This window comes from Streptomyces sp. NPDC050549, assembly GCF_040655035.1.
In the GTDB taxonomy this organism is placed as follows: domain Bacteria; phylum Actinomycetota; class Actinomycetes; order Streptomycetales; family Streptomycetaceae; genus Streptomyces.
The window spans coordinates 52,834-77,931 of the sequence record NZ_JBFAJD010000034.1 but is presented as its reverse complement, the minus strand read 5'-3'; the positions used below and the strand labels follow the sequence as shown (position 1 = coordinate 77,931).

Sequence of the window (25,098 nt, the reverse complement as noted above, 5' to 3'; positions counted from 1 at the left end):
TCCCTTTGTCAGACGGCCAGTTCGGCGAGGGCTTCGGCGAAGACCCGGGTGTGGGTGTCGACGTCCTGCTCGGTGGTGTCGGGGCACATCAGCGCCATGCTGTGGAACGGGGTGAGCAGGACCCCCCGGTTGGCGAGGTAGAGGTGCAGGAAGTCCTCCAGTTCCGGGTCGCCGGCCGCCTCGGACTCGGTGCCGTTGCGCGGGGCCGGGGACGCGAAGCGGTACTCGCTGCGGGCGCCGAGGCGGCTCACCGTCCAGGGCAGCGCATGGGCGTCGATCCCCTCCTGCACACCGGCCGCGAAGCGTTCGGACAGCTTCGCCATGTGGGCGAACGCCTCGTCGGTCAGGACGTGTTCGAGCGTGGCGCGCATCGCGGCGACCGACAGCGCGTTGCCCGCAAGGGTGCCGCCGACCCCGCCCATGTCGACCAGGTCGAGATCGGCGCGGCCGAGCAGCCGGTCGGCGAGTTCGGCGGACAGGCCGTAGGCACCGGCCGGGATGCCGCCGCCGATCGCCTTGCCGATGGTGAGCAGATCGGGTTCGAGGTCCCAGGCGGCGGTGCAGCCGCCCGGGCCCGCGGAGAAGGTGTGGGTCTCGTCGATGATGAGCAACGTGCCGTGGCGTCTGGTCAGTTCGCGTACGGCGGCCAGATAGCCGGGCTCGGGCAGCACGATGCCGATGTTGGTGAGCGCGGGTTCCATCAGGACGGCGGCGACGTCGCCGTGCGCCAACTCCCGTTCCAGCTGGGCCGGATCGTTGAACTCGGCGACGCGACTGGTGAGCGTGACGTCGCAGGGGGCGCCGACGTTCCCGGGGCGCGCCTGGCCCTGGCCGTCCGGTCCGACGACGATGAGCGACTCGTCGACGCTGCCGTGGTAGCTGTAGCTGTTCACCAGGATCTTGGGGCGGTCGGTGACGGCCCGGGCGAGCCGGATCGCCCAGCGGTTGGCGTCGGTCGCGGTGAGCGAGAAGCTCCAGCGGGCGAGCCCGAAGCGGCGGGCGAGTTCCGCGCCGACCCACTCGGCGTCCTCCGTGGGCAGCATCGCCGTGGCACCGCCCTGTTCTGCGAACCGGCGCCGCACCGCCTCCGCGACCACGGCGGGCGAATGGCCGGCCATGGCCCCGGTGTCACCCAGGCTGAAGTCGATGTACTCGTGCCCGTCGATGTCGGTGACACGGGCGCCGCGTGCGGTGTCGAGGTAGCGGGGGAAGGCTCCGGCGGTCTTGTTCATCCAGGTCATCGGCACCCGTCCGAAGAGGTGCTCGGCACGGGCGTAGGCGGCCTTCGAGCGCGGGTTGCGCCGCTCGGCCTCGGCGCTCTCCCGGGCAAGCAGATCTTGGAGGCGAGTGCGGTCCATTGGATACCCCGGTGGTGTCGACGACTGATTGTCCGGACGATACGACCGAAAGCGCCGCACTTGCAAGATACGGCTGCGGAATCTGCTGTCACAACGATTGATTCGTGCGCCCGTCCCTAGCCGCACGACCCGGTCGGTTCGGCGGGTGTGCGGTGCTGCCGCCGAACCGCTCATCCCGGCCGAGGGGAGAAGCGGGTCCCGCCCGGTCGCCGTGCCTGACGCACCGACCCCGGCGACTCAACTCCCTTTCCTCACACGCCATTTCAGACACTTGACGCAGAAGTGAACAGAGACCTGTCAGTTTCGAAGGGAACTCCTGTTACACCGTGCGAGAGCGGTCGATGACGGTGTGTACTGTGCTCCGGGCACCCCGCCTCAGGGGCTCGAACTCGGCCCTGCCCGACTTCTCTTGGACTCGATTCGATGACCGAACTACCGGACCTGGTGACCGGTGCGCTCGCCGCCGGCACGCTGTCCGCACTGGCGCTCGGCGCCGGTCTGCTGCGATCGCGGCGTCAACGTGCCCTGCAGCGCGCGGAGATCACGGATCTGCGGGACCAACTGGCCGGTCTCCGGACGGCGTTGGTGACCGAGGTCGAGCATCTCGCCGTTCAGCGGATTCCGGCCGTCGCCCGGCAGTTGACGCATCCGCGGGTGGCCGTGCCGGGACCGGCGCAGCCGCAGTTCATCGGTTCGCCCCTCGGGATCGCCCTCGAAAGCGTGCTCAGCGCGGCGCGTTCGGAGCTCACCGCGCAGCGCACCCGTATCGACGCCGCCGCACAGGCCGGGATGCGCGGGGCCACCCGGGAGATCCAGGCCGCGCTGTACCGCCTGCAGGACGCCCTGCGCGCGCTCCAACAGCGGTACGACGACCCGGAGTTGACGCAGACCCTGTTCATGCTGGACCACGAGAACGAGCAGTCGCTGCGCCGAGCGCAGGTCACGGCGGTCGTGTGCGGGGCCTGGGCCGGGCTCGCCCGTGAGGACTCGCACCTCGTGGAGGCGGTGACCGGCGGGCAGGCCCGGCTCGCCGGATATCACCGGGTGCGGGTGCACAACCACCTCGAAACCGGTACCGCGCTGGTCTCGCATGCCGTCGAGCCGGTCGCGATCATCGTCGCCGAACTCCTCGACAACGCGCTGCGGCACTCGGCTCCGGACACCGAGGTCGTGGTCAACCTGGAGCACGTCCATCACGGCGTCTGCGTCACCGTCGACGACGCGGGCGTGGGCATGACCCCGGACGAGCGCGAGCACGCCCGGCGGACGGTGGCCGGTACCGACCCGGTCCTGCTCACCGACCTGGGCGACCCGCCGCGCATGGGGTTCGCCGCGATCGGCCGCCTCACCCGGCAGTTCGACCTCGGTGTCGACCTGTCCTCGCCCTCCCCGTACGGCGGCGTCCGCGCCGTCCTGCGGATCGACAGCCACCTCCTCAGCCGGATAGACCCCGAGCGGCGGCCGCCCGCGGCGGCCGCCCCGCGCTCCACCCGCCCGGCCCCCGCTCCCACCCGCGCGCCCGCACCCTCCCCGGCCCACTCCTACGGCTCCGAGCACGACGAACGGGCCGCGGCCGAGGTGCCAGGGCACCAGGCCGTGCCCGACGTCGGCGGCCTCCCGCGACGGCGCCGACGCACGGCGGTCGCCGCCGCGAACGCGCAGAACGCCCGTCCCGCCCAGGACACGCAGGCCGGTCCGGCACAGCCGGAGTGGCGTCCGGAGCAGGCCGCCGCCGCGCTCGGCGCGCTCCAGTCCGGCACCGCCGCCGCGCGCGCCGCGGGTGAGGGGGCCCGGACCGTCGTGGACGACGAGTCCCCTGGACCGCGCCCGGCGGTGCGCGCCATCGATCAGAAGAACCACGGGAACGACTACGAGGGGGGAGCGGCTAGATGATCAGCCGCGATGGGGGCGACACGGCATGGGTGCTCGATCCGATCCTGGAGGTGCCGCATGTGGTGGCCGCGGTGCTGCTGACCCGGGACGGGCTGGTGCGGGGATACACCGACGCGCTGTCCCAGGCCTCGGGCGAGCGGGTCGCCGCGATCACCAGCACGGTGCAGGGGGCGTGCCGTACCGCGGCGGCGGCCTTCGCCGACCGGGAGGGCGCCGAGATCCGGCAGGTGGTGATCGAGTCGAACCACGGGTACGTGCTCATCGTCCCCACGGATCACGGGACTTGCGTGGCGGCCTACGGCGACACCGAGGTGCGTCTCGACCTGCTCGCGCACCGGGTGCACTCGCAGGTGGCGCGGCTCGGCCAGAAGGCGATGGCCGCCGCTCCGCGGGGAGTTGACGGCGGCGCGTCGGCATGACGGGCCGCCGCGGCGGCCGTCCTCTGGTTCCCGCGTATCTGTCGACCGGCGGGGTGGCCCGGCCCAGCCGCCCGCAGTTGGAGCGGCTGACCGTGCTCTCCGGCAGCGGCGGGCCCGTCCCGGCCGGGCTGCCCGCGGCCCAACTCGCCCTGCTGGACGCCCTGCTGGGCGGTTCGCTGACGGTACTGGAGGCGGCGGCCCTGCTGAAGCTGCCGGTCTCCGCTGTGCGCGTGCTGGCCGCCGGTCTCCTCGACCGGGGCCTGTTGCTCGCCCGTGCCCCGATCCCACCCGCCGAATGCTTCGACCCCGACCTGCTGAAGAGAGTGGCCGATGGCCTACGCGCCCTCAAGCACGACTAGCGGCATCCATCTGCCGGACACCGCACAGGAGTTGGTCAAGATCCTGATCGCGGGCCCGTTCGGGGTGGGCAAGACGACCCTGATCGACTCGGTGTCGGAGATCCGGCCGCTGCACACCGAGGAGCGGCTGACCGAGGCGTCCGTCCATGTGGACGATCTCGACGGGGTGCGGGAGAAGTCGACGACGACCGTCGCCATCGACTTCGGCCGGCTCAGCCTGCCGGGCGGGATCGTGCTGTACCTCTTCGGCACGCCCGGGCAGGAGCGGTTCCGCGCGCTGTGGGAGGACATCGCCCACGGTGCGCTCGGGGCGCTGGTCCTGGTCGACAGCCGCCGCATCGACGCCTCCTTCGGCGTGCTCGGGCTCGTGGAGGAGAGCGGGCTGCCGTACGCCGTCGCCCTCAACACCTTCCCGGACGTGCCCCGGCACCACACCGACGAGCAGCTGCGCGCCGCCCTGGACCTGGCGCCCGGCACCCCGCTGGTGACCTGCGACGCCCGGGACGCGGACTCGTCGATCGACGCGCTGCTCGCCCTGGTCCAGCACCTGATCGACCGCGACCCTCCGGAGCACCGGTGACCACTTCGTCCCCCACCCGACCCGTCCGGCTGTGGGAGGACGGCTTCGCGCTGGATCCCTACGACTACTACGCCGCCCTGCGCGCCCAGGGCCCGGTCGGCTGGGCCGAACTCGCCCCGGGCGTACCGGCGTACGTCGTCACCGAGCGGCGGGCCGCGCTGGAGCTGCTGCGCGACACCGTCACGTTCTCGCACGATCCGCGGCCGTGGGAGTCGACGGTCTCCGAGGACTCGCCGGTCCTCGGGATGATGCGCTGGCGGCCCAACTCCCTGTTCGCGGACGGCGCCGCGCACGTCCGCTACCGCGCCTCGCTGATCGACGCCTTCGACCGGATCGAACCGCACGACCTGCGGGCCCGGGTGCACCGGGCGGTCCATGTCCTGGTGAGCCGGATCGGGCCGCGCGGACAGGCCGATCTGGTGGGCGAGTTCGCCCGGCCGCTGATGGCGATGGTCTTCAACAGCCTGTTCGGCCTGCCAGACAGCCGGAGCGAGCGGCTGGACCGGGCGCTGGGCATGATGATGGAGGGTGGCGCCCAAGCGGCCGAGGGCGAGGCCGAGTTCGGCGGTTACGTCCTCGAACTCGTCGCCACCAAGGCAGAGTCACGCGGTGACGATCTACCGAGCTGGCTCCTGGACCATCCGGCCGGGCTGAGTCCGGAGGAGGTCGCCTGGCAGGTGTTCCTCACCCTGGGCGCGGGTCACGAACCGACCGCGAACCTGGTGTCCAACGCCCTGTCCCGCATCCTCGGCACCTCGGTCTACTACTCCACGCTGACCAGTGGCGCCCGCCCGGTCATGGACGCCCTGGTGGAGGTCCTGCACCACGAGACCCCGCTCGCCAACTACGGGATCCACTATGCCCGTTCGCCCGTCACCTTCCACGGCGCGTGGATCAGGCCGGCGACACCGGTCGTCGTCTCGTACGGCGCGCTCGCGCACTTCGCGGAGCAGGAGGTCGTCAGCGGCCGGCATCCCAAGGACGCCTCGCACCTGTCGTGGTCGGCGGGCCCGCACGCCTGCCCGGTCAAACGGCACACGCTGCTCATCGCGACGGAGGCGATCGAGCGGCTCACCCTGTGGCTGCCCGACCTCGAACCCGTCGTACCGCGCGCGGAGTTGACCTGGCGTCCCGGCCCCTTCCATCGCTCGCTCACGTCGCTGCCCGTGCGGTTCAGCCCCCGCTCCCCCGACCAGCCAGGAGACCTGTCGTGACCGTGTCCGACCGTATCGCCCTCGACCCGTTCGGCGCCGACATGGCCGCCGAGAGCGCCAAGCTGCGTGCCCTCGGCCCGATCGTGCCCGTCGAGCTGCCCGGCGGCATCCCCGCCTGGGCGCCCACCGGCTACGACACCCTGAAGGAACTGATCCTCGACCCGCGGGTCAGCAGGGACCCCCGGCTGCACTGGCGCCTGTGGCCCGAGATGGGCGAACACCCCTCCTGGGGCTGGGTGTTGGGCTGGATCGGCGTCGTCAACATGCTCTCCACGTACGGCACCGACCACGCCCGCCTGCGCAAACTGGTCGCGCCGAGCTTCACGCACCGGCGCACCGAGGCGATGCGGGCCCGGGTGGAGGCGATCACGGCGGAGCTGCTCGACGCGGTGGCGGCCGGCGACGCCGAGGTGGTCGACATCAGGGCCGCCCTCGCCCACCCCCTGCCGATGCGGATCATCTGCGAACTCTTCGGTGTGCCCGACGAGTTGGTGGCCGACACCGGACGGCTGATCGCGGCCATCATGGACACCTCCGACCCCTCTCCGGAGCACGCGGCGTTCGTGCAGCAGCAGATCGGCACGGTGCTGCCCGCGCTGATCGCCCACCGCAGCGAGCACCCCGGCGACGACCTGACCACGGAGCTGATCCGGGTACGGGACGAGGACGGCGACCGGCTCAGCGACGAGGAACTGCTGTACACACTGCTGCTGGTGATCGGCGCGGGATTCGAGACGACGGTCAACCTCATCGGCAACGCGATCGTCGCTCTGCTCAAGCGCCCCGAGCAGCTCGCGGACGTACGCTCCGGGAAGACCGGCTGGGACGCGGTCGTCGACGAGACCCTGCGTGTCCACCCCTCCATCGCCTCACTGCCCCTGCGGTTCGCGGTCAGCGACCTCACCGTCGGCGGCATCATCGTCCCGGCCGGGGACGCCATCATCACGACATACGCGGCGGCCGGGCTCGACCCCGCGCACTACGGCCCCGACGCGGACGTCTTCGACGCGGCCCGCGGCGCCGACGACCACCTGTCCTTCGGTATCGGCGTGCACCGCTGCATCGGCGCGCCGCTGGCCCGGGTGGAGGCCCTGACCGCGCTGCCCGCGTTCTTCGACCGCTTCCCGGACGTCCGCCTCGCCGTCGACGCGGACACCCTGCGCCAGGTGCCGTCCTTCATCGCCTTCGGCTGGCAGGAGATCCCGGTACGGCTGCGCGGGTGAGCGCCGACGTTGAATCTGCACGGCCGCTCGCGCACCCGGCACCGGAGCGGCTCCGCCGCGGCCTCGGAGGGGAGCCGCCGGCGGAGCCGTCCTGCCCGGGTTCGGGGGAGCCCCGAGCGCACTGGTCGGCTTCCCCGGTTTCGCCGGGGTACGCCCGTACGAATCGGGCGGCATGAGGGGCCGCGCGGCGACCCGTGGCCGTACGGCATAAGCTCGGCGGGTGGCCAAGTACTTCGACGTGCACCCGGACAACCCGCAGCCGCGCACCATCTCGCAGGTCGCGGACAGTGTGCGCTCGGGTGCGCTGATCGCGTACCCGACCGACTCCTGCTACGCGCTGGGCTGCCAGCTCGGCAACCGTGAGGGCATGGAGCGGATCCGTACGATCCGGCATCTGAACGACCGGCACCACTTCACGCTGGTGTGCCAGAACTTCGCCCAGCTGGGCCAGTTCGTGCACATCGACAACGACGTGTTCCGCGCCATCAAGGCCTCCACGCCCGGCAGTTATACGTTCATCCTCCCGGCGACGAGGGAGGTGCCGCGACAGTTGCTGAACGCGAAGAAGAAGACCGTGGGCGTGCGCATCCCCGACCATGTCGTCACCCAGGCGCTGCTGGCCGAGCTGGGCGAGCCGCTGCTGTCCAGCACCCTGCTGCTGCCCGACGAGGAGGAGCCGATGACCCAGGGCTGGGAGATCAAGGACCGGCTCGACCACGTGGTGGACGCGGTGGTCGACTCCGGGGACTGCGGCACGGAACCGACGACGGTCATCGACTTCTCCAGCGGCGAGGCCGAGATCGTCCGCAAGGGCGCGGGGGACGTCTCCCGCTTCGAGTGACCCCGGCGGCGGGGCCGTGACCGGGCGTGCCAGGATGATCGAACACGCCGCGCGGGGCCGGCAGCCGGCCCCGCGCCGATCCGCTGGGAGGCACCCCCGCCATGACCGCCGTACAGGGCACAGCCGTGGACATCCCCACCGAGGACGGCATCGCCGACGCCTATCTGGTGCATCCCGGTGACGAGCGCCCCCGTCCGGCCGTGCTGCTCTACCAGGACGCCTTCGGGCTGCGTCCCCACCTCAGGTCGATGGCCGACCGGCTGGCCGAGGCCGGTTACGCGGTCCTCGTACCGAACGTGTTCTACCGGCAGGGGCGCGCGCCGGTGGTCGAGCTGCCCGAGTTCATCGATCCCGAGGCGCGGCCGGAGATCTTCCAGAAGGTCGGCCCGCTGATCATGGGGCTGACGCCCGATCTGGTCGAGCGGGACGCCGGCGCCTATCTGCGCTGGCTGGCCGAGTCCCCCGTGGTCGCCGACGGGCCGGTCGCGATCACCGGGTACTGCATGGGCGCCCGCCTCGCGCTGTACACCGCCGGCGCCCACCCGGACCGGGTGGCCGCGGTGGGCGGCTTCCACGGCGGTCGGCTGGCCACCGACGACCCGAACAGCCCGCACCTGGCCGCCGAACACATCACCGCCGAGCTGTACTTCGGCCACGCCGACCAGGACCCGTCGCTGCCCGAGGACCAGATCAAGCGGTTCGAGGACGCGCTCACCACGGCGGGGGTCCGACACCGCTGCGAGGTCTACCCGGGCGCGCGGCACGGCTACACGCAGGCCGACACCTCGTCGTACAACGCGGAGGCCGACGAGCGTCACTGGGTCGCGCTGCTCGATCTGCTGAACCGTACGTTCTGATCGCCAGACCGCTTTCACTGATTCAATCCAGGTGCCCACGGCGCGAGTTGCCGTGGGCACCTTTCGTTCAACTCATTGACATGCTCGCGCCCCGGCGCGACTCTGAGAGCGCTCTCACACAGGTACGGACCAATTGTTCGTACACCCCCCACACGGAGGTGAGCAGTGCTCGTCAGAATCCTGCGCCATCTGGGCGCCGCGACCGCGGTGGCCACGATGCTCGCGCTGGCCACACCCCTGACGGCGGATGCCGCGGTACCCGCCACGATCCCGCTCAAGATCACCAACAACTCGGGCCGCGGCGACGCAGTCTACATCTACGACCTGGGCACCAACCTGGCCACCGGCCAGCAGGGCTGGGCCGACGCGAGCGGCACGTTCCACGCCTGGCCGGCCGGCGGCAACCCGCCCACCCCGGCGCCGGACGCATCGATCGCAGGCCCGGCTGCCGGACAGTCCACCACCATCCGGATCCCCAAGTTCTCGGGCCGCATCTACTTCTCCTACGGCCAGAAGCTCGTGTTCAAGCTGACCACGGGCGGCCTGGTGCAGCCGGCCGTGCAGAACCCGACCGACCCCAACCGCGACATCCTCTTCAACTGGTCCGAGTACACGCTCAACGACTCCGGGCTGTGGATCAACAGCACCCAGGTCGACATGTTCTCCGCGCCGTACGCGGTCGGCGTGCAGCGTTCCGACGGGACCACGGCCAGCGCCGGACACCTCAAGTCGGGTGGCTACACCGGGTTCTTCAACGCGCTGCGCGGACAGCCTGGCGGCTGGGCCAACCTGATCCAGACCCGGTCCGACGGCACGGTCCTGCGAGCGCTCTCACCGGGGTACGGCATCGAGACGGGCGCCCTGCCGAGCACCGTGATGGACGACTACATCAACCGCGTCTGGTCGAAGTACTCGTCGTCGACCCTGACCGTGACGCCGTTCGCCGACCAGCCGAACACCAAGTACTACGGCCGGGTGTCGGGCAACGTCATGAACTTCAGCAACAGCTCCGGCGCGGTCGTCACCACGTTCCAGAAGCCGGACGCGGCCAGCATCTTCGGCTGCTACAAGTATCTCGACGCGCCCAACGACCTGGTGCGCGGGCCGATTTCGCGCACGCTGTGCGCGGGCTTCAACCGCTCCACGCTCCTGGTCAACCCCAACCAGCCGGACACCACCACGGCGAATTTCTACCAGGACACGGTGACCAACCACTACGCGCGCAAGATCCACGCACAGATGGCGGACGGCAAGGCGTACGCGTTCGCGTTCGACGACGTCGGCGCCCAGGAGTCCCTGGTGAACGACGGGAACCCGCAGCAGGCCTATCTCACACTCGACCCGCTGAGCTGAGCTGAGCTGAGCAGACCGGAACACCCCGCACGCCTGGGGGCGCGTGCGGGGTGCCGGACGGAACGGGTGAAGCGGATCAGCTGGTCGTGACGGCGGTGTCGTCGATCACGAAGCTGGTCTGGAGGGAGGAGTCCTCGACTCCGCTGAACTTCAGGGTCACGGTGGTGCCGGCGAAGGCCGACAGGCTGAAGGACTTCGCGACGTATCCGCTCGCCGCGTTGAGGTTGGAGTAGGTGGCCAGGGTGGTCGATCCGGCGGTGACCGTCAGCTTGTCGTAGGCCGTGCTGGTGCTGGTCTCCGCCGTGTCGACGTGCAGGTAGAAGGTGAAGGTCGTGGCGGTGCAGCCGGACGGGATCGTCACCGACTGGGACAGGGTGTCGGTGTGGGTCGAGCCGTAGCCGTCGAGCCACGCGTAGTACGAGCCCGCGTGCGCGGCCTCACTGCTGGAGTTGGTGATGACCCCGCTGCTCGCGGTCCAGGTCGTGCTGCCCGACTCGAAGCCCGCGTTGCCCAGGAGCTGGGACGAGGTGCAACTGCCGCCCCCGCCACTGGAACTCACGGTCCAGGTGAAGGACGCGGTACCGGTCGCCCCGGTGCTGTCGGTGACGGTCACCGTGGTGCTGTAGGTGCCCGCCGTCGTCGGGGTGCCGGTGATGGCGCCCGTGGAGCTGCTGATCGACAGGCCGGTCGGCAGCCCGGTCGCCGCGTACGTCAGCGAACCGCTGTTGGTGGAGCTGGCCGCGATCTGCAGGCTGACGGCCGTACCGACGGTGGAGGACTGGCTGCCCGGGTTGGTGACCGTGACACCGCTGGTCGGCACGGTGATGTGGCTGCCGACGTTGATGCCGGCGAAGGCGTTGCCGACTCCCGCGTACTGCACGGAACTTGTGCCGTACAGCGCCGCGGCGGCGCTGAGCGCGGCGGTGCGGGCCCCGGCGTAGTCGGTGCTGGACGTCATGTAGGTCGTCAGCGCCTTGTACCAGATCTGCAGGGCCGCGGCCCGGCCGATACCGGCGACGGCGACACCGTCGGAGGTGGTGCTGGTGTAGGTGGTGCCGTTGATGACCTTGGTGCCGCTGCCCTCGGAGAGCAGGTAGAACATGTGGTTCGCCGGACCCGAGGAGTAGTGGACGTCGAGGTTGCCGACGCCGGAGTACCAACTGTCCGCGCTGCCGCCGTCCTTGCTCGGCTTGTCCATGTAACGCAGCGGCGTGCCGTCGCCGTTGATGTCGATCTTCTCGCCGATGAGGTAGTCGCCGACGTCGGTGGAGTTGTTGGCGTAGAACTCGACGCCGGTGCCGAAGATGTCGGAGGTCGCCTCGTTCAACCCGCCCGACTCACCGGAGTAGTTGAGCCCGGCCGTGTTCGACGTGACGCCGTGGCTCATCTCGTGGCCCGCCACGTCCAGCGAGGTCAGCGCGTGCGTGGAGCCCGAGCCGTCGCCGTACGTCATGCAGAAGCAGCTGTCGTCCCAGAAGGCGTTGACGTACGCCGTGCTGTAGTGGACACGCGAGTAGGCGGCGACGCCGTCGTTCTTGATGCCGCTGCGGCCGAAGGTGTTCTTGTAGAAGTCCCAGGTCTCCTGGGCGCCGTAGGCCGCGTCGGCGCCCGCGGTCTGGGTGTTGGAGCCCGAGCCGGTGCCCCAGACGTCGTCGGCGTCCGTCATCAGGGTGCCGGTGCCGGACGTGGCGTTGTTCAGGCTGTACGTCTTGTGACCGCCGCGCGTGGTGTCGTACAGCTGGTACGTCGAACCCGACAGCGTGGTGCTCAGCGAGACCGTGCCGCTGTACTGGGTGTTGCCGGTGCCGGTCTCGATGCCCTGGAAGCGGGAGAGTTCCTTGCCGGTGGTGGCGTCGGTGATGACGTGCAACTGGCTCGGGGTGCCGTCGTCCTGGAAGCCGCCGATCACCGTCTCCCAGGCGAGCTTCGGCGTGCCGTCGCCGGCCCAGATGACCTTCCGGGCGCTGTCGGTGCTCGGCGCCTTGGCGTCGAGGGCCTTCGCCGTGGTGAGGGCCTTGGTCTCGGCGGCCGACTTGGCGACGGACGCGGTGGTGGAGGGCACCGTGAGGGTGTGCTTGTTGTTGAAGGTCGCGCTCACCGTGCCGGTCGCCTGCGCGGCGGGCGGGGTGTGCACGACGAGGTCGCCGCCGAGGACGGGGAGACCGGCGTAGGTGCGCTCGTAGCGGGTGTGGACGGTGCCGTCGTTGTCCTTGACGACGTCCTTGACGACCAGCTTCTCCTTGGCGCCGAGGCCGAGGGTGCGGGCGGTCTTCGTGCTGTTCGCGGTGGCGCTCTTCACCAGGGCGGTGCGCTGCGCCGGGGCGAGCTTCGCCTCCAGGCTGCCGGTGCGCAGCGGGCTGGGGTGGGGGGACGCGGGCTTCGCGCTCGCCGGAACCGACTGGATGCCGACGGCGAGGAGCGCGGCGGTGGAGATCAGGGCTCCAACCGCGGTCCGCTTGCGGGGGATGCGTCTCACTCGTACTCCTCCTGCGACGGCCGCGGACGCGGCCGGTGACAGACCGGACAGCCGGGTCTGCTGTCCGGGAGAGCTGAGCTGTGCGGGGCCGACCGAACTTTGACCGATCCGTGGAGGATCCGTGGGGTAACTGCGTGGAGGATGACAGCGTTGACCCGTCCATGTCACGCAGGACAGGGGCACTCAAGGGTTTTCCCTCTGTCTCCGCGGGAACGGTGGCCATCGGGGCGCCACTCGGCGGGCTCATCGCCGACCACGTCGGCTACCGCTTCGCCCTGTCCGTGGGGCTGACCGGAGCGGTCCTCCAGGCACTCGCGCTCGCCCTGTCCCGCACCCGCGAGGCCCGCGCCACCGACGACCACGAACCGCTCGTGCCCGCCTGGTGCCGGGTGGCGGCCGACCCCGCCCGGCACCGAAATGCGGCACGCGCGAAGGCGGGAGATGCTGGGAGGGCCAAAGCACGTCCGAAGGAGGACACCCATGTCGTTCATGGAAAAGGTCAAGGGAATGCTGGGCCAGCACCCCGACAAGGCCAAGCAGGGCGTGGACCGCGCGGGAGACATGATCGACGAACGCACGGGCGGCAAGCACGCCAAGCGGGTCGACATGGCGCAGGACAAGGCCAACGAGTTCATCGACCGCGATAGGCCGCAACAGCCCTGATCTCCTGACCGCATCTGTCCGCGTATCGCCCTCGATGCGCCTCAAGTGGTCCATGAAAGTGGAGACTTGGTCAGGTACAGATGTGAAAGCGGTGCGCGGCCGGGCCTTGATTCGTACATACTCCCCCCACGGGAAGCCAGGACTCTGGGGGGAGTTGGCTCATGCAAGGCACGATCGACGGGTTCCGCTACGGTGCGGTGACCCCGGTGGCCGCCTATCTGATGGCCTGCCTGGGAGGTGCTCTGGGACTGCGCTGCGTAGTGCGGTCCCTGCACAACGAACGTTCCTGGAAGGCGGGTTGGCTCGCGCTGGGCGCGACCTCGATCGGCAGCGGCATCTGGACGATGCACTTCATCGCGATGCTCGGCTTCCAGGTCGAGGAGACCCGTATCGGCTACGACGTCGGCCTCACGGTGCTGAGTCTCGCCGTGGCGATCGTCATGGTCGCCGTCGGGGTGTTCGCCGTGGGGTATCGCGGCGCCACCACCGGCACGCTCGCCGCGGCGGGCGTGATCACCGGCCTCGGGGTCGCCGCGATGCACTATCTGGGCATGTCCGCCCTGCAGTTGAACGGCAGCATCGAGTACCGGACCAGCACGGTCGTGCTCTCCGTCGCGATCGCCATCGTCGCCGCGACGGCGGCCCTGTGGGCGGCCGTGTCCATCCGGGGCTTCCTGGCGAGTCTGGGCGCCAGCCTGGTGATGGGCGTGGCCGTGTCCGGGATGCACTACACGGCCATGGCCGCCGTGAGCGTCCATCTGCACGGCACCGGCGGGGCGTGGACGGGCGACTCCGCCACCTCGCTGCTGCTTCCCATGCTGCTGGGGCCGGTCATCTTCCTGCTGCTGGCCGGGGTCGTCGTGATGTTCGACCCGCTGCTGGTGATGGGCGAGGGCAACTGGGACCGTTCCTTCGCCCGGCATCCCGTCGTCCCGGAAACCGCTGACAAGCGAGCGGATCCGGCCCTCACCGCACGGGACTCAGCACCCCGGGCCGTGGTGACCAACAGCGGTCGCGACGGCCCGAGTCCGGCCTCCGGTCGCCGCAGACCCAGATAGCGGCGCCTCAGTTGGGCGCGCCCGGCGGCACCCGGGGCAGCGGGTCGAGCCGCACCGAGCCGGGGTCGGCGAGGAAGGCGCGGATCAACTCCCCTGCCTCACGGACCTGTTCGTCGCCCTGGCAGCGCAGCTCGGTCGCGAGCCGCCGCACGGCACCGCGCAACGACATCCGCACCGGGGTGTGCAGCGCGGTGTCGTCGAGCAGGGTCAGCAGGTGGTTCAGGAGGGTCCAGTCCGCCGCGTGCTGCACGGTGGCGCCGCCGGGGAGTTCCGCGGGTACGGGGTCGACGCGGCGCCAGGTCGTGGTGAGGAGCGCGTCGACGACGTCGGCGACACCGGGCACGGCGGGGTCGGCCGCGTGCTGCCAGGCCACCCGGTTGAGCCGGGCCGGGTCCAGCAACTGCTGTGTGACCAAGGCGGTCGCGGCCCGTACGGCTTCGAAGGGGTCGAAGATCCGTCCGGCGCCCGTGTCGAGGTACTGGTCCGTCCGGCCGTAGCGGGTCGCGGGCGGGGTGAGGGTGTCCAACACTGCGTGCGGCAGGGCGAGTTGCTCGGCGCGCAACAGTTCGGCGAGTCGGGTCAGCGCAGTGTGCTGACCGGCCGCGTCGACGGCCTCCGCGCCTCGCCCGTCCTGGCCCGCGAGGCGGTACGTGTAGCGCACCCCGCCCACCAGCCGGGCCACGGCCGCCACCTCGTGCCTGTGCAGCAGGTGCAACAGCGCGGCGCGCTCCTCCAGTTCACCGGTCTGCCGGTCGGGCGGCAGCACCCCTCGGGAGAATCCGTCCAGGGCGATCCGGCGGACCCGCAGCATCGTCTCCAGCGCCTGGAGAGCGTCCGGCCCGCTCACCCACGGCACGGCGTCGGCGTGCGCGGCGTGCGGGCCCTGCGCGTCCTCGTCGGAGACGTAGGTGAGACCGGCCTCGGCGGCTTCGCGGCGCAGTGCGGCGAGCGCCGTGTCCTCCTCGCCATCGACCTCGCCGAACCGCCCGTAGGCGTGCGCGACCAAGTAGTGGTCCCACGGCCCGAGTTCGGTGCCGTATGCGGCGGAGAGGTCGAGATCGCCCTTCTCGGTGACGCGGATGCGGGCGTGCGGGTAGTCCATGACGGACGGTTCGGGGTGGCCCGTGCCGGCGAAGTTGTGCATGAAACCGAGTGCGTGACCGATCTCGTGCGCGGCCAGTTGGCGCAGCCGGGCGAGCACCAACTCCTCGACGGCGGCGAGCCGTTCGGCCTCGTCCGGACGTCCGTAGGGGGCGAGGAGGGCCTCGCCGAGTGCGCGGACCTGCTCGACGCGCTGGGAGCCGAGCCGTACCCGGGCGTGCAGGATCTCGCCGGTGCGCGGGTCGGTCAGGCCCTGCCCGAGGGACCAGCCGCGGCCGGCCCGGTGCACCCAGACGACGCCGTTGACTCCGGGTTCGTAGGGGTCGAAGCTGGCGCCACCGGGCTCGACCCGGTAGGCGTCCGGGAGTCCGATCCGGGCGAAGGCCCGCTGCCACCAGTTGCCGCCCTCGACGACCGCCGAGCGGAAGGGTTCCGGGACGGCCGGGTCCACCTGGAAGACGATCGGGTCGCCGCCCGGTTCCGCGCGGAAGCGGGGCTGGAACTTCACCTCGGTGCCCGCCCGGCCGACGAGACCGTGGTCGGCGTAGCCGATGCCGTAGCCGCCCGAGGCGGGGTGGTAGCGGCGGACGGGCAGCGGGGTCGCCGGCAGCCGCATCAGGTTGAGTTGCTGGACGACGGTGAGGGCGCGCGGGTCGGCTGCCACGGCCTGGACCGCCCTGCCCCGGCCGGCTCCCCGGAAGGTGAGGAGCGCGGGCAGCCGGACGGCACGCGGCCCGGTGCGGCTGTCGGCGACGAGCGGGAGGCTCGCGGACTCGTCGATCGTGTAGTCGCCCTGCTCGTGTGCGTGCAGATGCTCGGCGACCCGGTCGTGGTCGGCGACGACCAGGCCGGTCGCGTCGACGACCGCCGCCCCGTTCTCCTCCCGCAGCACGGGTCCGCTCCACACCACGGACAGCGCGAACGACTCGTCCCCGGCCCGTACGGCGGCCTCGTCGCCGGAGGTGAGGAAGTGCTTGTTGCGTACGGCGAACAGCACCCGGTCGCCGATCCGGCGGAACTCGGCGAGCCGTGCCTTGCCCGCCCTGCCCCGGTCCAGCCACAGGTCGCTGGAGCCCAGGCCCTGGGAGAGGGAGACGGTGAGGAGGAAGGGTTCGTCGAAGTGACGGATGCCCAACAGCAGCCGGTCGGACCGGAGTTCGGGGTCGGGGAGCAGATCGATGAAGTCGGCTTCGCCGGGCATGCGGGGGGCCTTTCGGTCGTACGTCGTCGAGTTGATGTTGCCAGGCCCCTGCCTCTCGGTCCGCGATGGCTGGTTGTTACGGTGCACCGGTGTCTGAATCCTCACGCGATACCGCCGAAGGCGCCGGTTGGGGCACCGCGGAGCGCGGCGCGTACCAGCAGCTGATGCCGTCCCACGTCGAGAAGGTCTCGTGGCTCGATCCGAAGACCCTGTGGGCCGCCCGCAACGGTGTGCTGGCCTCCTGGTTCGGGGACCCGACCGGCGACACCCGCAGCCGCTGGGTCGCACAGCGCACTGCCGTCGGCGCCCCCGCCGACAAGGTGATCCGGCGCGACGACGCGGACACCTTCTCCTTCATGGTCATCGGCGACACGGGTGAGGGCGACGATCCCCAATACGCCGTCGTGCCGGGGTTCCTGAAGGTCAGTCAGGGGACGGACTTCGCGGTCATAGCCAGCGACGTCATCTATCCGGTCGGCACCGCGGACGACTACGGCACGAAGTTCTTCCGTCCGTACCAGGACTATCCGGCGCCCATCTACGCGATACCCGGCAACCACGACTGGTACGAGGGCCTCGGCGGCTTCATGCGCGTCTTCTGCGACGACGCGCCCGCGCTGCCCGCGCCTCGGGCGAAGCCGCGCCCGCTGACCCGGGCCTGGTGGCGCTCGCTGCTGTGGCACCACCCCCGTCCGACCGACGGCGAACGCCTGGACAAGGAACGGGAGTTGCGTTCCTCGCCGTTCCAACAGGCGGTCCAGCCGGGCCCGTACTGGGCGATCGACGCGGGACCGGTGCGGATCATCGGTATCGACACCGGCCTGTTGGGCACGATCGACGCCGAACAGGGCGCCTGGCTGCGGGAGGTGGCGAAGGGGCCGACACCGAAGATCCTCGTCACCGGCTCGCCCCTGTATGTGGACGGCAAGTACGACCCCTGTGCCATCGAGGGCGGCGGCACGGTCGACGACATCGTCCGCGATCCGGACCACCACTTCGTGGCGGCGATCGGCGGCGACATCCACAACTACCAGCGCTATCCGGTGCGGTTGGACGACGGGCGCACGGTCCAGTACGTGGTCTCGGGCGGCGGCGGCGCGTTCATGCACGCGACCCACACCGTCCCGCGCGTCGACATCGGCAACGTCACCGAGCAGGACTTCCGCTGCTATCCGCTGCGCGGCGACTCCCTGGCCTTCTACAGCAGGCTCTACGGGCGCCGACTGCACCTGCGGCGCTTCTTCACCCTCACCGAGGCCGAGGCGTCGGCCGTGATCTGCGAGCGCCTGGGCATCCCGCCGACCCGCACTCCGGGCCCGCCGGTCCGTATCACCCGGCGGATCCGGCTGGTCGCGAGCCTGCTGGGCGCGGGCGGCCGTCCCGACCGCGCCTCGCGCTTCCGGCTCCCGGTGCGCAAGATCTACACCCAGTTGTTCTCACCCAGCTCGGTGACGTACAGCCCGCCGTTCTTCAAGTGCTTCCTGCGGCTGGACGTCACCCCGGAGGCGATTCGGCTGCGCTGCTTCGCGGCCACCGGCAACCGTGCCCAGGAGATCGACCCGCCGGTCGAGGACGAGATCACCATCCCGCTGCGCTGATCACACGCCCGCAATGTTCACCTGCCACAATCAGGACAGAACGGAACTGACGTACGACCGCCGGAGGAGCCCGTGCCGCCCACCTCACGCCCGTTGCGGAAGCTGGGCTTCCTGACGATCGGCCTGTTCGACGAGGCCGATCCGCGCCGGGGCCACGAGTCGACGCTGGAGATCATCGAACTCGGCGAACGGCTCGGCTTCGACAGCGCGTGGCTGCGCCACCGCCACCTCCAGTACGGCATCTCCTCGCCCGTCGCGGTCATGGCGGCGGCCTCGCAGCGCACCAGCCGTATCGAACTCGGCACCGCGGTGATCCCGCTCGGCTGGGAGAACCCGCTGCGGCTGGCGGAGGACCTGGCGACCGTCGACATCCTGTCCGGGGGCCGCATCAACCCGGGCGTCAGCGTCGGCCCGCCGATGCACTACGACCGGGTCAAGGAAGCGCTGTACCCCGACACGTCCGACGTGGAGGACTTCAGTTACGAGCGGGTACGACGACTCGTGGACCTCGTGCGCGGCGAACCGGCCACCGACTTCAGCGGCACCGAGGGCTTCGAGGTGTTCTCCGACCGGGTCCAGCCGCACTCCCTCGGCCTGGGCCGTCGCCTCTGGTACGGCGGCGGCAGCGCGAGTTCGGCGAAGTGGGCCGGCGAACACGGCATGAACTTCCTGACGAGCAGCGTCGTCAAGGCCGAAGGGCCGGACGAGTCGAGGGACTTCGCGGAGATCCAGCTCTCCCACGTCCGCACGTTCCGCGCCCACCACCCGGACGGGGAGTCCGCCCGCGTCTCCCAGGGGCTGGTCGTGATCCCCACCGACTCCGCATCGCCCGAACAACGGGCGAAGTACGAGGAGTTCGCCCGCAGACGCACGCCCCGGACGACGTCACCGCAGGGGCCGGCCCGGCTGATGTTCGCGCCGGACATCGTCGGCACCTCGGAGGAGATCGCCGAACTCCTGGGCACGCACGCCGCGTTCAGGGAGATCGACGAGGTGGCGTTCGCGCTGCCGTTCACCTTCGAACACGAGGACTACGTACAGATCCTCACGGACATGGCGACCAGGCTCGGACCGGCGCTCGGCTGGAAGCCCGCCGCCTGACCCCGGTGTCACCAGCGCCCCGGCTCGGTGCCGACGATCGGCTGCGAAGGCCTGCCGTCCACGCCGACCGGGATGTCGCCGGTGAGCATGACCCGGTGCATGGTCCGGGGGAGGCCGAGGTGGGCGTTGTCGCCGGGGGCGAGATGGATGGTGGCCCGATTGTCCCAGAAGGCCACGCTGCCCGGCTCCCAGCGGAAGCGGACGGTGTATTCGGGCCTGGTCGCCTGCGCGAGGAGCATGTCCAGGATCGCCGCGCTCTCCGCGCGCGAGACTCCGGTGATCTGCTCCAGGTAGTAGCCGTTGACGAACAGCACCCGCTCCCCCGTCTCGGGGTGCACCCGTACCAGCGGGTGCACCGAGGCGACCTGGTGGTCCAGGAGATGGCGGACGTACGCGTCTTCGCCGGGCCGCGGCTGGTAGCCGACGCCGAGCCGGTGCTCGGCCCGCAGTCCGTCCACGAACTCCCGTACCGGCTGCGACAGTCCGGCGTAGGCGGCGGCCAGGTTCGACCAGGTCGTGTCGCCGCCGTACGGCGGGACGGTCTCCGCGCGCAGGATCGTCGCGGCCGGCGGGTCGATACGGGCGCCGTGGTCGCAGTGCCAGCCGCGCAGCAGGGTGTGCCGTCGGCGCTCCAGCCACTCCTCGTGCTCCATGCCGAACCGGCCGCCCAACTCCAGCCGGTCGGCGGTCGTTTCGACCTCGGGGAAGCCGGCCGGTGAGGCGCTGCCGCGCCGGCCGAGCACGACCGGTTGGCCGAACCGTCGCGCGAACGCCACATGCCCGGCGTGATCGACCTGTTGGTCCCTGAAGAACACGACCTTCCAGCGCAACACCGCCGCGCGGACGGCGGCGACCACGGCGTCGTCGAGTTCACCGGCCAGATCGACACCGGTGATCTCGGCCCCGATGTGCCCGGCGGCCGGCTTCACCTCCATGCCTTCCACCCGCACCGCCCCGTCCGTCGTACCGCTGTCCGTCGTCATGCGCGCTCCGTCGTCGTACCTGTTCGGTCGGCCGTGCCCACCGGGTCGTACCCAGGTCGTACCGGGTTCAAGAAGATCGTGACAGCGATCACCGCACGAGGCGACAGGGCTCCCGTGCGCCCATACTGGCTGTACCGCACAGTCAAGGGAAGGTCGACCGTGATCAGCATCCCGACGCACACGCTCAACGACGGAACGCAGCTCCCCGCCATCGGCCTGGGCACCTGGCCGATGGACGACGCGACGGCCGAGGAGGCCGTCGACGGCGCGTTGCGCATGGGATATCGCCTGCTGGACACGGCGACGAACTACCGCAACGAGACCGGCGTCGGCCGGGGCATCGCCCGCAGCGGTGTGCCGCGCGAGGAAATCGTCGTGACGACGAAGCTGCCGGGCCGCCACCACGGCTACGACGAGACCCTCGCGTCCTTCGAGGAGTCCCGGGCGCGGCTCGGCGTGGAGTACGTGGACCTGTATCTGATCCACTGGCCGCTGCCCCGCGTCGGCAAGTACGTCGATTCCTGGAAGGCGATGATCAAGCTCCGCGAGGAAGGTCTCGTCCGGTCGATCGGTGTCTCCAACTTCACGCCCGGGCACATCGAGCGGCTGGAGAAGGAGACCGGCGTGCTGCCCTCCGTCAACCAGATCGAGCTGCATCCGCTGTTCCCGCAGGACGAACTGCGCGCCTTCGGCGCCGAGAAGGGCGTTCTCACCGAGAGCTGGAGCCCTCTCGGGCGCGGTTCCCAACTGCTCGACGACCCGACCGTCGTGACGGTCGCGGAGGCCTTCGGCGTCACGCCCGGTCAGGTGGTGCTGCGCTGGCACACCCAGCTCGGGGTGGTCCCGATCCCCAAGTCGGCCGACCCGCAGCGGCAGCGTGCCAACCTCGACATCTTCGGCTTCGAACTCGGCCCGGCCCAGCTGGCCGCCCTCTCCGACCACGCCCCGCAGCGCCTGGGCGGGGACCCGGAAACGCACGAGGAATTCTGAGAGTCCCGGGGCGGAAGTTGCGCGTTTCCGCCCCCAACTCGCCTTCCCTGCCTCTATGTTCACGGCGGAGGCTCAAGATCTCACCGGAAGGCCCTCGTATGCGCAACGCGTTCCGTACCGCCGTGACCGGGGCGGTGGCAACCGCCGCTCTGCTGGCCGGTGGCACCGCCCAGGCGACCCCCGCCGGGCCCGGCGTCACCGCCACGGTGATCAGCCAGACCACGATCGGCGACACCGACTACACGGTGCGCGAGATCACCATTCCGCCCGGCCAGGCCACCGGCTGGCACTACCACGACGGCCCCCTGTACGGAATCGTCAAGGAGGGCACGCTCAGCCACTTCGACTCCACCTGCGCCTCCGACGGCGTCTACCGCAAGGGCAGCACCATCCAGGAGCCGGCCGGGGCGGGCAACGTGCACATCGGCCGCAACCTGGGGAAGACCCCGCTCGTCCTGGACGTGCTGTACGTCCTGCCGCACGGATCACCGTTCTCGGAGGACGCGCCGAACCCCGGCTGCCCCTTCGAGTGAGCGCTCCGGTCAGTCGGGCGGCAGCGGCTGCTCGGCCCAGATCGTCTTGCCGCCGCCGGTCTGCCGGCTGCCCCAGCTCTGGGTGAGCTGTGCGACGAGGAGAAGTCCGCGCCCGCCCTCGTCGTAGACGTGGGCGCGGCGCAGATGCGGTGAGGTCGAACTGCCGTCGGAGACCTCGCAGATGAGGGCACGGTCGCGGATCAGGCGCAGTTGGATGGGCGGCTGGCCGTACCGGATGGCGTTGGTGACCAGTTCGCTGACCACGAGTTCGGTGACGAAGGCCTCCTCCTCCAGTCCCCAGGCGGCGAGTTGGTCCGTGGCGGCCTGCCGTGCCCCGGCCACACAGGCGGGGTCCGGTTCGATGTCCCAGGTGGCGACCCGGTCGCCGCCCAGCGCGCGGGTGCGCGCGAGCAACAGGGCCACGTCGTCGCTCGGTTCCTCCGGCATCACGGCCTTCAGCACCGAGTCGCACAGCGCGTCCAGGGACTCGGCGGACGCGGTGAGCGCGCGGCACAGTTCGGCGGTGGAGTGGTCGACGTCGCGGTCCCGGTCCTCGATCAGGCCGTCCGTGTACAGGGCGACGACGGCGCCCTCGGGCAGTTCCAACTCGACGGCCTCGAAAGGGAGTCCGCCGACCCCCAGTGGTGGTCCGGCGGTCATGGGTACGAGGCTCGCGCTCCCGTCGGGCAGGACCAGGGCCGGGGGTGGATGTCCGGCGGCGGCCATGGCGAGGCGTCGCGAGACGGGATCGTAGACGGCGTAGAGGCAGGTCGCGCCGAGTTCGGCGACCTCGTCGCCGGTGTCGCCGGACGCGAGATGGGTGACCAGGTCGTCGAGGTGGGTGAGAAGTTCGTCGGGCGGCAGGTCCACGTCGGCGAGGGTGCGGACGGCCATGCAGAGGCGGCCCATGGTCGCCGAGGACGCGATGCCGTGTCCGACCACGTCGCCGACGACGAGGGCGACCCGGCTGCCGGACAGCGGGATCACGTCGAACCAGTCGCCGCCGATGCCCGCCAGCGAACCGGAGGGCCGGTAGCGGTGCGCCACCTCGACCGCTGCCTGTCCGGGCAGGCCTCTGGGCAGCAGGGTGTGCTGCAACGCCAGTGCGGTGCTGCGTTCGCGGGCGAAGCGGCGGGCGTTGTCGATGCAGACGGCGGCCCGGCTGGCCAGCTCCTCGGCGAGTACGGCGTCGTCCTCCGCGTAGTCGTCCGGGTGCGCCATGCGGACGGCCACCGCGACACCGAGGGTCGTGCCGCGTGCCCGCAGCGGCACCGCGATCATCGAGTGGACCCCCTTGCGGTGTGAACGGCCTTCGGGAGAGCGGGCGTTGCGGTCCTCGACCCAGCGGACGAAGTCGGGTTCGCCGGCCTGGCCGCGCACCGCCCGTCCCTCGCGCAGGGCCCGCACGGGCGGCGAGGAGAGCGGAAAGACGTCCGCCTGCCCGAGGTGCACGGCGGCGTCCGGCACGCCCTCGGTGACGGACCCGTGAGCCACCCGGCGCAGCACGATCTCGTCGTCCGGGGCCTGCGGCGGTTCGTCCGCGCCGAGCACCCAGGGCAGCAGGTCCACGCTGGCGAAGTCGGCGAAGCGCGGCACCAGCAGCTCCACCAGTTCCTCGGCGGTGCGCACCACGTCGAGAGTGGTGCCGATACAGGTCGCCGCCTCGTTCAGCAGGGCCAGCCGCTGGCGCGCGAGGTACTGCTCGGTGCTGTCGAACGCTGCGAGGGCGACCGCCGTCAGCTCTCCGGAGGGATCCCTGAGCGGCCACATCTCGATGCTCCAGGCGTGCTCCCGGTCCAGGGCGGGGGCGCCCGTCCAACTGTCGTAGCGGAGCGGTCCGCCCGTCTCGACCACCTGGCGCAGGTAGCGGAGGAAACCCCTGCTGTGTTCGGCGTCCTCGACGCTCTCCTGGAAGAACCGGCCGATCAGGGCGTCCTCCGGCACTCCCATCGCCCGGCAGGCGACGTCGTTGACGCGGAGATAGCGCTGCCCGGTGTCGAAGACGGACAGGGACATCGACGCCTGCTGGAAGGCCTGCTCGGCGAGGCTGGGTCCGGGGTCGGCGGGCGGTTCGGCGGTGAGGACGTATCCGTCCGGGGCACCGTCCGCGCCGAGCACGGCGCAGGCCCGCACGGTGAGCGGGAGCGGGGAGCCGTCCCGGTGTCGCAGGACCACCGGGCCGGCCAGTGCGGCCACGGACGTGGCGGCGGGGGGTTCGGCGAGCAGTGCCGCCACCGACCGGCCCACGGCCTCCTCGGCCGGGTATCCCGTCAGTGTCCGGGCACCCTCGCTCCACCCCGTCACGATGCCCCGGGCGTCGATGACCGCCGCGGCGGAGGCCTGCTCCATATCGTCCAGGATGGTCCCTGTACCGCGCCGCATCAACCGCGATACGGCATTTGCGGCTCCTGTGTCATTTCCGGTGGGCGCGAAGTGCGGCGAGGGCGCGGTCGGCGTGGGTGTTCATCCGGAGTTCGCTGGAGACGACCTCCAGGATCGTGCGGTCCTCCCCGATGACGAAGGTGACCCGCTTGGTGGGTGCCAGCGAGAATCCGCGTTTCACTCCGAACCGCTCCCGGACCGTCCCGTCGACGTCCGAGAGGAGGGGCATGCCGAGGGTGTTCTTCCCGGCGAACTCCTTCTGCTTGTCGACCGCGTCGCCGCTGATGCCGACCGGCCGGGCGCCGACGGCCGCGAACTCGGCCGCCAGATCACGGAAGTGGCAGGCCTCGGCGGTGCAGCCGGCGGTCAGGGCGGCCGGGTAGAAGAACAGCACCACCGGCCCCTCGCCGAGCAGTTCCGTGAGGCTGCGTTCCGCGCCGGTCTCGTCCGGCAGTGTGAAGTCCTCGACCTTGTCGCCGACATTCGGGCGATCGCTCATGACTGTCCCTCCCCATTGTTCTTCGCGACACTACGGGCCCACAGCACAAGGGGTATCTGCAGGGGCAGCCGTCCGAGGGCCGCCGCCTTCTGCGGGGCCGGACGGTCCCGCCAGTCCAGCGCCATCTGCACATTGGCGGGGAACACGCCCACGAAGAACGCCGCCGCGGCCAGTGCGGCCGTGCGCCGGGTGCGCGGCACGGCGATCCCGGCGGCCAGCGCCAGTTCGACGGCACCGCTCGCGTACGTCCAGGCCCGGGGCGTCCCCGGCAGGGCGCGCGGGATCGTCGCGTCGAACTGTTCGGGTGAGGCGAAATGGGCGACCCCCGCGGTCGCCAGCAGACCGGCGAGCAGCAGTGACGAGCGTTCGGACCGTGGCACGGTTCCTCCTCTGATGGCCTGCCGCGCGATATTACT

At 71.0% G+C, this 25,098-nt stretch carries 22 protein-coding genes and 1 pseudogene; 16 read left to right on the top strand and 7 right to left on the bottom strand.

The window, feature by feature from the left end:
• Positions 1-8: 8 nt before the first annotated feature.
• On the bottom strand, positions 9-1,358 hold the full coding sequence (locus AB0I51_RS36325; protein WP_362982652.1) for a transaminase: 1,350 nt from the start codon (positions 1,356-1,358) through the stop codon (positions 9-11).
• Positions 1,359-1,781: 423 nt separating this feature from the next.
• Between AB0I51_RS36325 and AB0I51_RS36320 the strand changes: the two genes are divergently transcribed.
• From AB0I51_RS36320 to AB0I51_RS36280, 9 genes are all read left to right on the top strand, one after another.
• The gene (locus AB0I51_RS36320) at positions 1,782-3,251 is read left to right on the top strand and encodes an ATP-binding protein (RefSeq protein ID WP_362982651.1); all 1,470 of its coding nucleotides are present in this window, start codon (positions 1,782-1,784) and stop codon (positions 3,249-3,251) included.
• Complete coding sequence (locus AB0I51_RS36315; RefSeq protein WP_362982650.1) at positions 3,248-3,670, top strand: roadblock/LC7 domain-containing protein; 423 nt, start codon at positions 3,248-3,250, stop codon at positions 3,668-3,670. Before AB0I51_RS36320 ends, AB0I51_RS36315 begins: the two co-directional genes overlap by 4 nt.
• The gene (locus AB0I51_RS36310) at positions 3,667-4,029 is read left to right on the top strand and encodes a DUF742 domain-containing protein (RefSeq protein WP_362982649.1); all 363 of its coding nucleotides are present in this window, start codon (positions 3,667-3,669) and stop codon (positions 4,027-4,029) included. The genes AB0I51_RS36315 and AB0I51_RS36310 overlap by 4 nt, the downstream gene beginning before the upstream one ends.
• Positions 4,001-4,609 carry an ATP/GTP-binding protein gene (locus AB0I51_RS36305; protein ID WP_362982648.1) on the top strand — a complete coding sequence of 203 codons (609 nt, stop codon included), beginning with the start codon at positions 4,001-4,003 and terminating at the stop codon, positions 4,607-4,609. The genes AB0I51_RS36310 and AB0I51_RS36305 overlap by 29 nt, the downstream gene beginning before the upstream one ends.
• Positions 4,606-5,823 carry a cytochrome P450 gene (locus tag AB0I51_RS36300; protein ID WP_362982647.1) on the top strand — a complete coding sequence of 406 codons (1,218 nt, stop codon included), beginning with the start codon at positions 4,606-4,608 and terminating at the stop codon, positions 5,821-5,823. The genes AB0I51_RS36305 and AB0I51_RS36300 overlap by 4 nt, the downstream gene beginning before the upstream one ends.
• Positions 5,820-7,046: a cytochrome P450 gene (locus tag AB0I51_RS36295; protein WP_362982646.1), complete on the top strand. Its 1,227-nt coding sequence runs from the start codon at positions 5,820-5,822 to the stop codon at positions 7,044-7,046. Before AB0I51_RS36300 ends, AB0I51_RS36295 begins: the two co-directional genes overlap by 4 nt.
• Positions 7,047-7,266: 220 nt before the next feature.
• The gene (locus AB0I51_RS36290) at positions 7,267-7,887 is read left to right on the top strand and encodes an L-threonylcarbamoyladenylate synthase (protein ID WP_200812248.1); all 621 of its coding nucleotides are present in this window, start codon (positions 7,267-7,269) and stop codon (positions 7,885-7,887) included.
• Between the two features lie 101 nt (positions 7,888-7,988).
• On the top strand, positions 7,989-8,744 hold the full coding sequence (locus tag AB0I51_RS36285) for a dienelactone hydrolase family protein (protein ID WP_362982645.1): 756 nt from the start codon (positions 7,989-7,991) through the stop codon (positions 8,742-8,744).
• 216 nt (positions 8,745-8,960) lie between these two features.
• Positions 8,961-10,097, top strand: a complete 1,137-nt coding sequence (locus tag AB0I51_RS36280; protein WP_362982680.1) for a glycoside hydrolase family 64 protein — start codon at positions 8,961-8,963, stop codon at positions 10,095-10,097.
• Positions 10,098-10,173: 76 nt separating this feature from the next.
• Here AB0I51_RS36280 and AB0I51_RS36275 read toward each other — a convergent pair whose 3' ends face one another.
• Positions 10,174-12,573: a M4 family metallopeptidase gene (locus tag AB0I51_RS36275; protein ID WP_362982644.1), complete on the bottom strand. Its 2,400-nt coding sequence runs from the start codon at positions 12,571-12,573 to the stop codon at positions 10,174-10,176.
• A gap of 215 nt (positions 12,574-12,788) precedes the next feature.
• Here AB0I51_RS36275 and AB0I51_RS36270 point away from each other — a divergent pair.
• From AB0I51_RS36270 to AB0I51_RS36260, 3 genes and pseudogenes are all read left to right on the top strand, one after another.
• Positions 12,789-12,947: pseudogene (locus AB0I51_RS36270) on the top strand (MFS transporter); the annotation flags it as partial.
• A 106-nt stretch (positions 12,948-13,053) separates the two neighbouring features.
• A complete protein-coding gene (locus AB0I51_RS36265; RefSeq protein ID WP_362982643.1) occupies positions 13,054-13,236 on the top strand; it encodes an antitoxin in 183 nt (60 codons plus the stop codon).
• Positions 13,237-13,397: 161 nt separating this feature from the next.
• A complete protein-coding gene (locus AB0I51_RS36260; RefSeq protein WP_362982642.1) occupies positions 13,398-14,294 on the top strand; it encodes an MHYT domain-containing protein in 897 nt (298 codons plus the stop codon).
• Between the two features lie 7 nt (positions 14,295-14,301).
• Here the strand turns inward: AB0I51_RS36260 and AB0I51_RS36255 are convergent, their stop codons facing one another.
• Positions 14,302-16,596 carry a zinc-dependent metalloprotease gene (locus AB0I51_RS36255; protein ID WP_362982641.1) on the bottom strand — a complete coding sequence of 765 codons (2,295 nt, stop codon included), beginning with the start codon at positions 16,594-16,596 and terminating at the stop codon, positions 14,302-14,304.
• 89 nt (positions 16,597-16,685) lie between these two features.
• On the opposite strand from AB0I51_RS36255, the gene AB0I51_RS36250 reads away from it, so the two are divergent.
• Positions 16,686-18,194, top strand: coding sequence for a metallophosphoesterase (locus AB0I51_RS36250; protein WP_362982640.1), 1,509 nt, complete (start codon positions 16,686-16,688; stop codon positions 18,192-18,194).
• A gap of 72 nt (positions 18,195-18,266) precedes the next feature.
• Complete coding sequence (locus AB0I51_RS36245) at positions 18,267-19,295, top strand: LLM class flavin-dependent oxidoreductase (protein WP_362982639.1); 1,029 nt, start codon at positions 18,267-18,269, stop codon at positions 19,293-19,295.
• 8 nt (positions 19,296-19,303) lie between these two features.
• Here AB0I51_RS36245 and AB0I51_RS36240 read toward each other — a convergent pair whose 3' ends face one another.
• The gene (locus tag AB0I51_RS36240; protein ID WP_362982638.1) at positions 19,304-20,278 is read right to left on the bottom strand and encodes a TauD/TfdA family dioxygenase; all 975 of its coding nucleotides are present in this window, start codon (positions 20,276-20,278) and stop codon (positions 19,304-19,306) included.
• A 159-nt stretch (positions 20,279-20,437) separates the two neighbouring features.
• Between AB0I51_RS36240 and AB0I51_RS36235 the strand changes: the two genes are divergently transcribed.
• Both AB0I51_RS36235 and AB0I51_RS36230 read left to right on the top strand, forming a co-directional pair.
• Positions 20,438-21,268: an aldo/keto reductase gene (locus AB0I51_RS36235; protein WP_362982637.1), complete on the top strand. Its 831-nt coding sequence runs from the start codon at positions 20,438-20,440 to the stop codon at positions 21,266-21,268.
• A 98-nt stretch (positions 21,269-21,366) separates the two neighbouring features.
• Positions 21,367-21,801, top strand: a complete 435-nt coding sequence (locus AB0I51_RS36230) for a cupin domain-containing protein (RefSeq protein ID WP_362982636.1) — start codon at positions 21,367-21,369, stop codon at positions 21,799-21,801.
• Positions 21,802-21,810: 9 nt separating this feature from the next.
• Here AB0I51_RS36230 and AB0I51_RS36225 read toward each other — a convergent pair whose 3' ends face one another.
• The 3 genes from AB0I51_RS36225 to AB0I51_RS36215 form a co-directional block, all read right to left on the bottom strand.
• Entirely contained in the window at positions 21,811-24,150 is a 2,340-nt protein-coding gene (locus AB0I51_RS36225) for a SpoIIE family protein phosphatase (RefSeq protein WP_362982635.1), read from the bottom strand.
• A 64-nt stretch (positions 24,151-24,214) separates the two neighbouring features.
• Positions 24,215-24,682: a peroxiredoxin gene (locus AB0I51_RS36220; RefSeq protein WP_362982634.1), complete on the bottom strand. Its 468-nt coding sequence runs from the start codon at positions 24,680-24,682 to the stop codon at positions 24,215-24,217.
• Positions 24,679-25,062 (bottom strand): MauE/DoxX family redox-associated membrane protein, encoded by a 384-nt coding sequence (locus AB0I51_RS36215; RefSeq protein WP_362982633.1) that lies wholly within the window; start codon positions 25,060-25,062, stop codon positions 24,679-24,681. The genes AB0I51_RS36220 and AB0I51_RS36215 overlap by 4 nt, the downstream gene beginning before the upstream one ends.
• Positions 25,063-25,098: the final 36 nt, after the last annotated feature.

Coding starts and splice junctions, on each gene's coding strand:
- AB0I51_RS36325 (WP_362982652.1), bottom strand. CDS start 1,358: ATGGACCGCACTCGCCTCCAAGATCTGCTTGCCCGGGAGAGCGCCGAG.
- AB0I51_RS36320 (WP_362982651.1), top strand. CDS start 1,782: ATGACCGAACTACCGGACCTGGTGACCGGTGCGCTCGCCGCCGGCACG.
- AB0I51_RS36315 (WP_362982650.1), top strand. CDS start 3,248: ATGATCAGCCGCGATGGGGGCGACACGGCATGGGTGCTCGATCCGATC.
- AB0I51_RS36310 (WP_362982649.1), top strand. CDS start 3,667: ATGACGGGCCGCCGCGGCGGCCGTCCTCTGGTTCCCGCGTATCTGTCG.
- AB0I51_RS36305 (WP_362982648.1), top strand. CDS start 4,001: ATGGCCTACGCGCCCTCAAGCACGACTAGCGGCATCCATCTGCCGGAC.
- AB0I51_RS36285 (WP_362982645.1), top strand. CDS start 7,989: ATGACCGCCGTACAGGGCACAGCCGTGGACATCCCCACCGAGGACGGC.
- AB0I51_RS36280 (WP_362982680.1), top strand. CDS start 8,961: ATGCTCGCGCTGGCCACACCCCTGACGGCGGATGCCGCGGTACCCGCC.
- AB0I51_RS36265 (WP_362982643.1), top strand. CDS start 13,054: ATGTCGTTCATGGAAAAGGTCAAGGGAATGCTGGGCCAGCACCCCGAC.
- AB0I51_RS36260 (WP_362982642.1), top strand. CDS start 13,398: ATGCAAGGCACGATCGACGGGTTCCGCTACGGTGCGGTGACCCCGGTG.
- AB0I51_RS36255 (WP_362982641.1), bottom strand. CDS start 16,596: ATGCCCGGCGAAGCCGACTTCATCGATCTGCTCCCCGACCCCGAACTC.
- AB0I51_RS36240 (WP_362982638.1), bottom strand. CDS start 20,278: ATGACGACGGACAGCGGTACGACGGACGGGGCGGTGCGGGTGGAAGGC.
- AB0I51_RS36230 (WP_362982636.1), top strand. CDS start 21,367: ATGCGCAACGCGTTCCGTACCGCCGTGACCGGGGCGGTGGCAACCGCC.
- AB0I51_RS36225 (WP_362982635.1), bottom strand. CDS start 24,150: ATGGAGCAGGCCTCCGCCGCGGCGGTCATCGACGCCCGGGGCATCGTG.
- AB0I51_RS36220 (WP_362982634.1), bottom strand. CDS start 24,682: ATGAGCGATCGCCCGAATGTCGGCGACAAGGTCGAGGACTTCACACTG.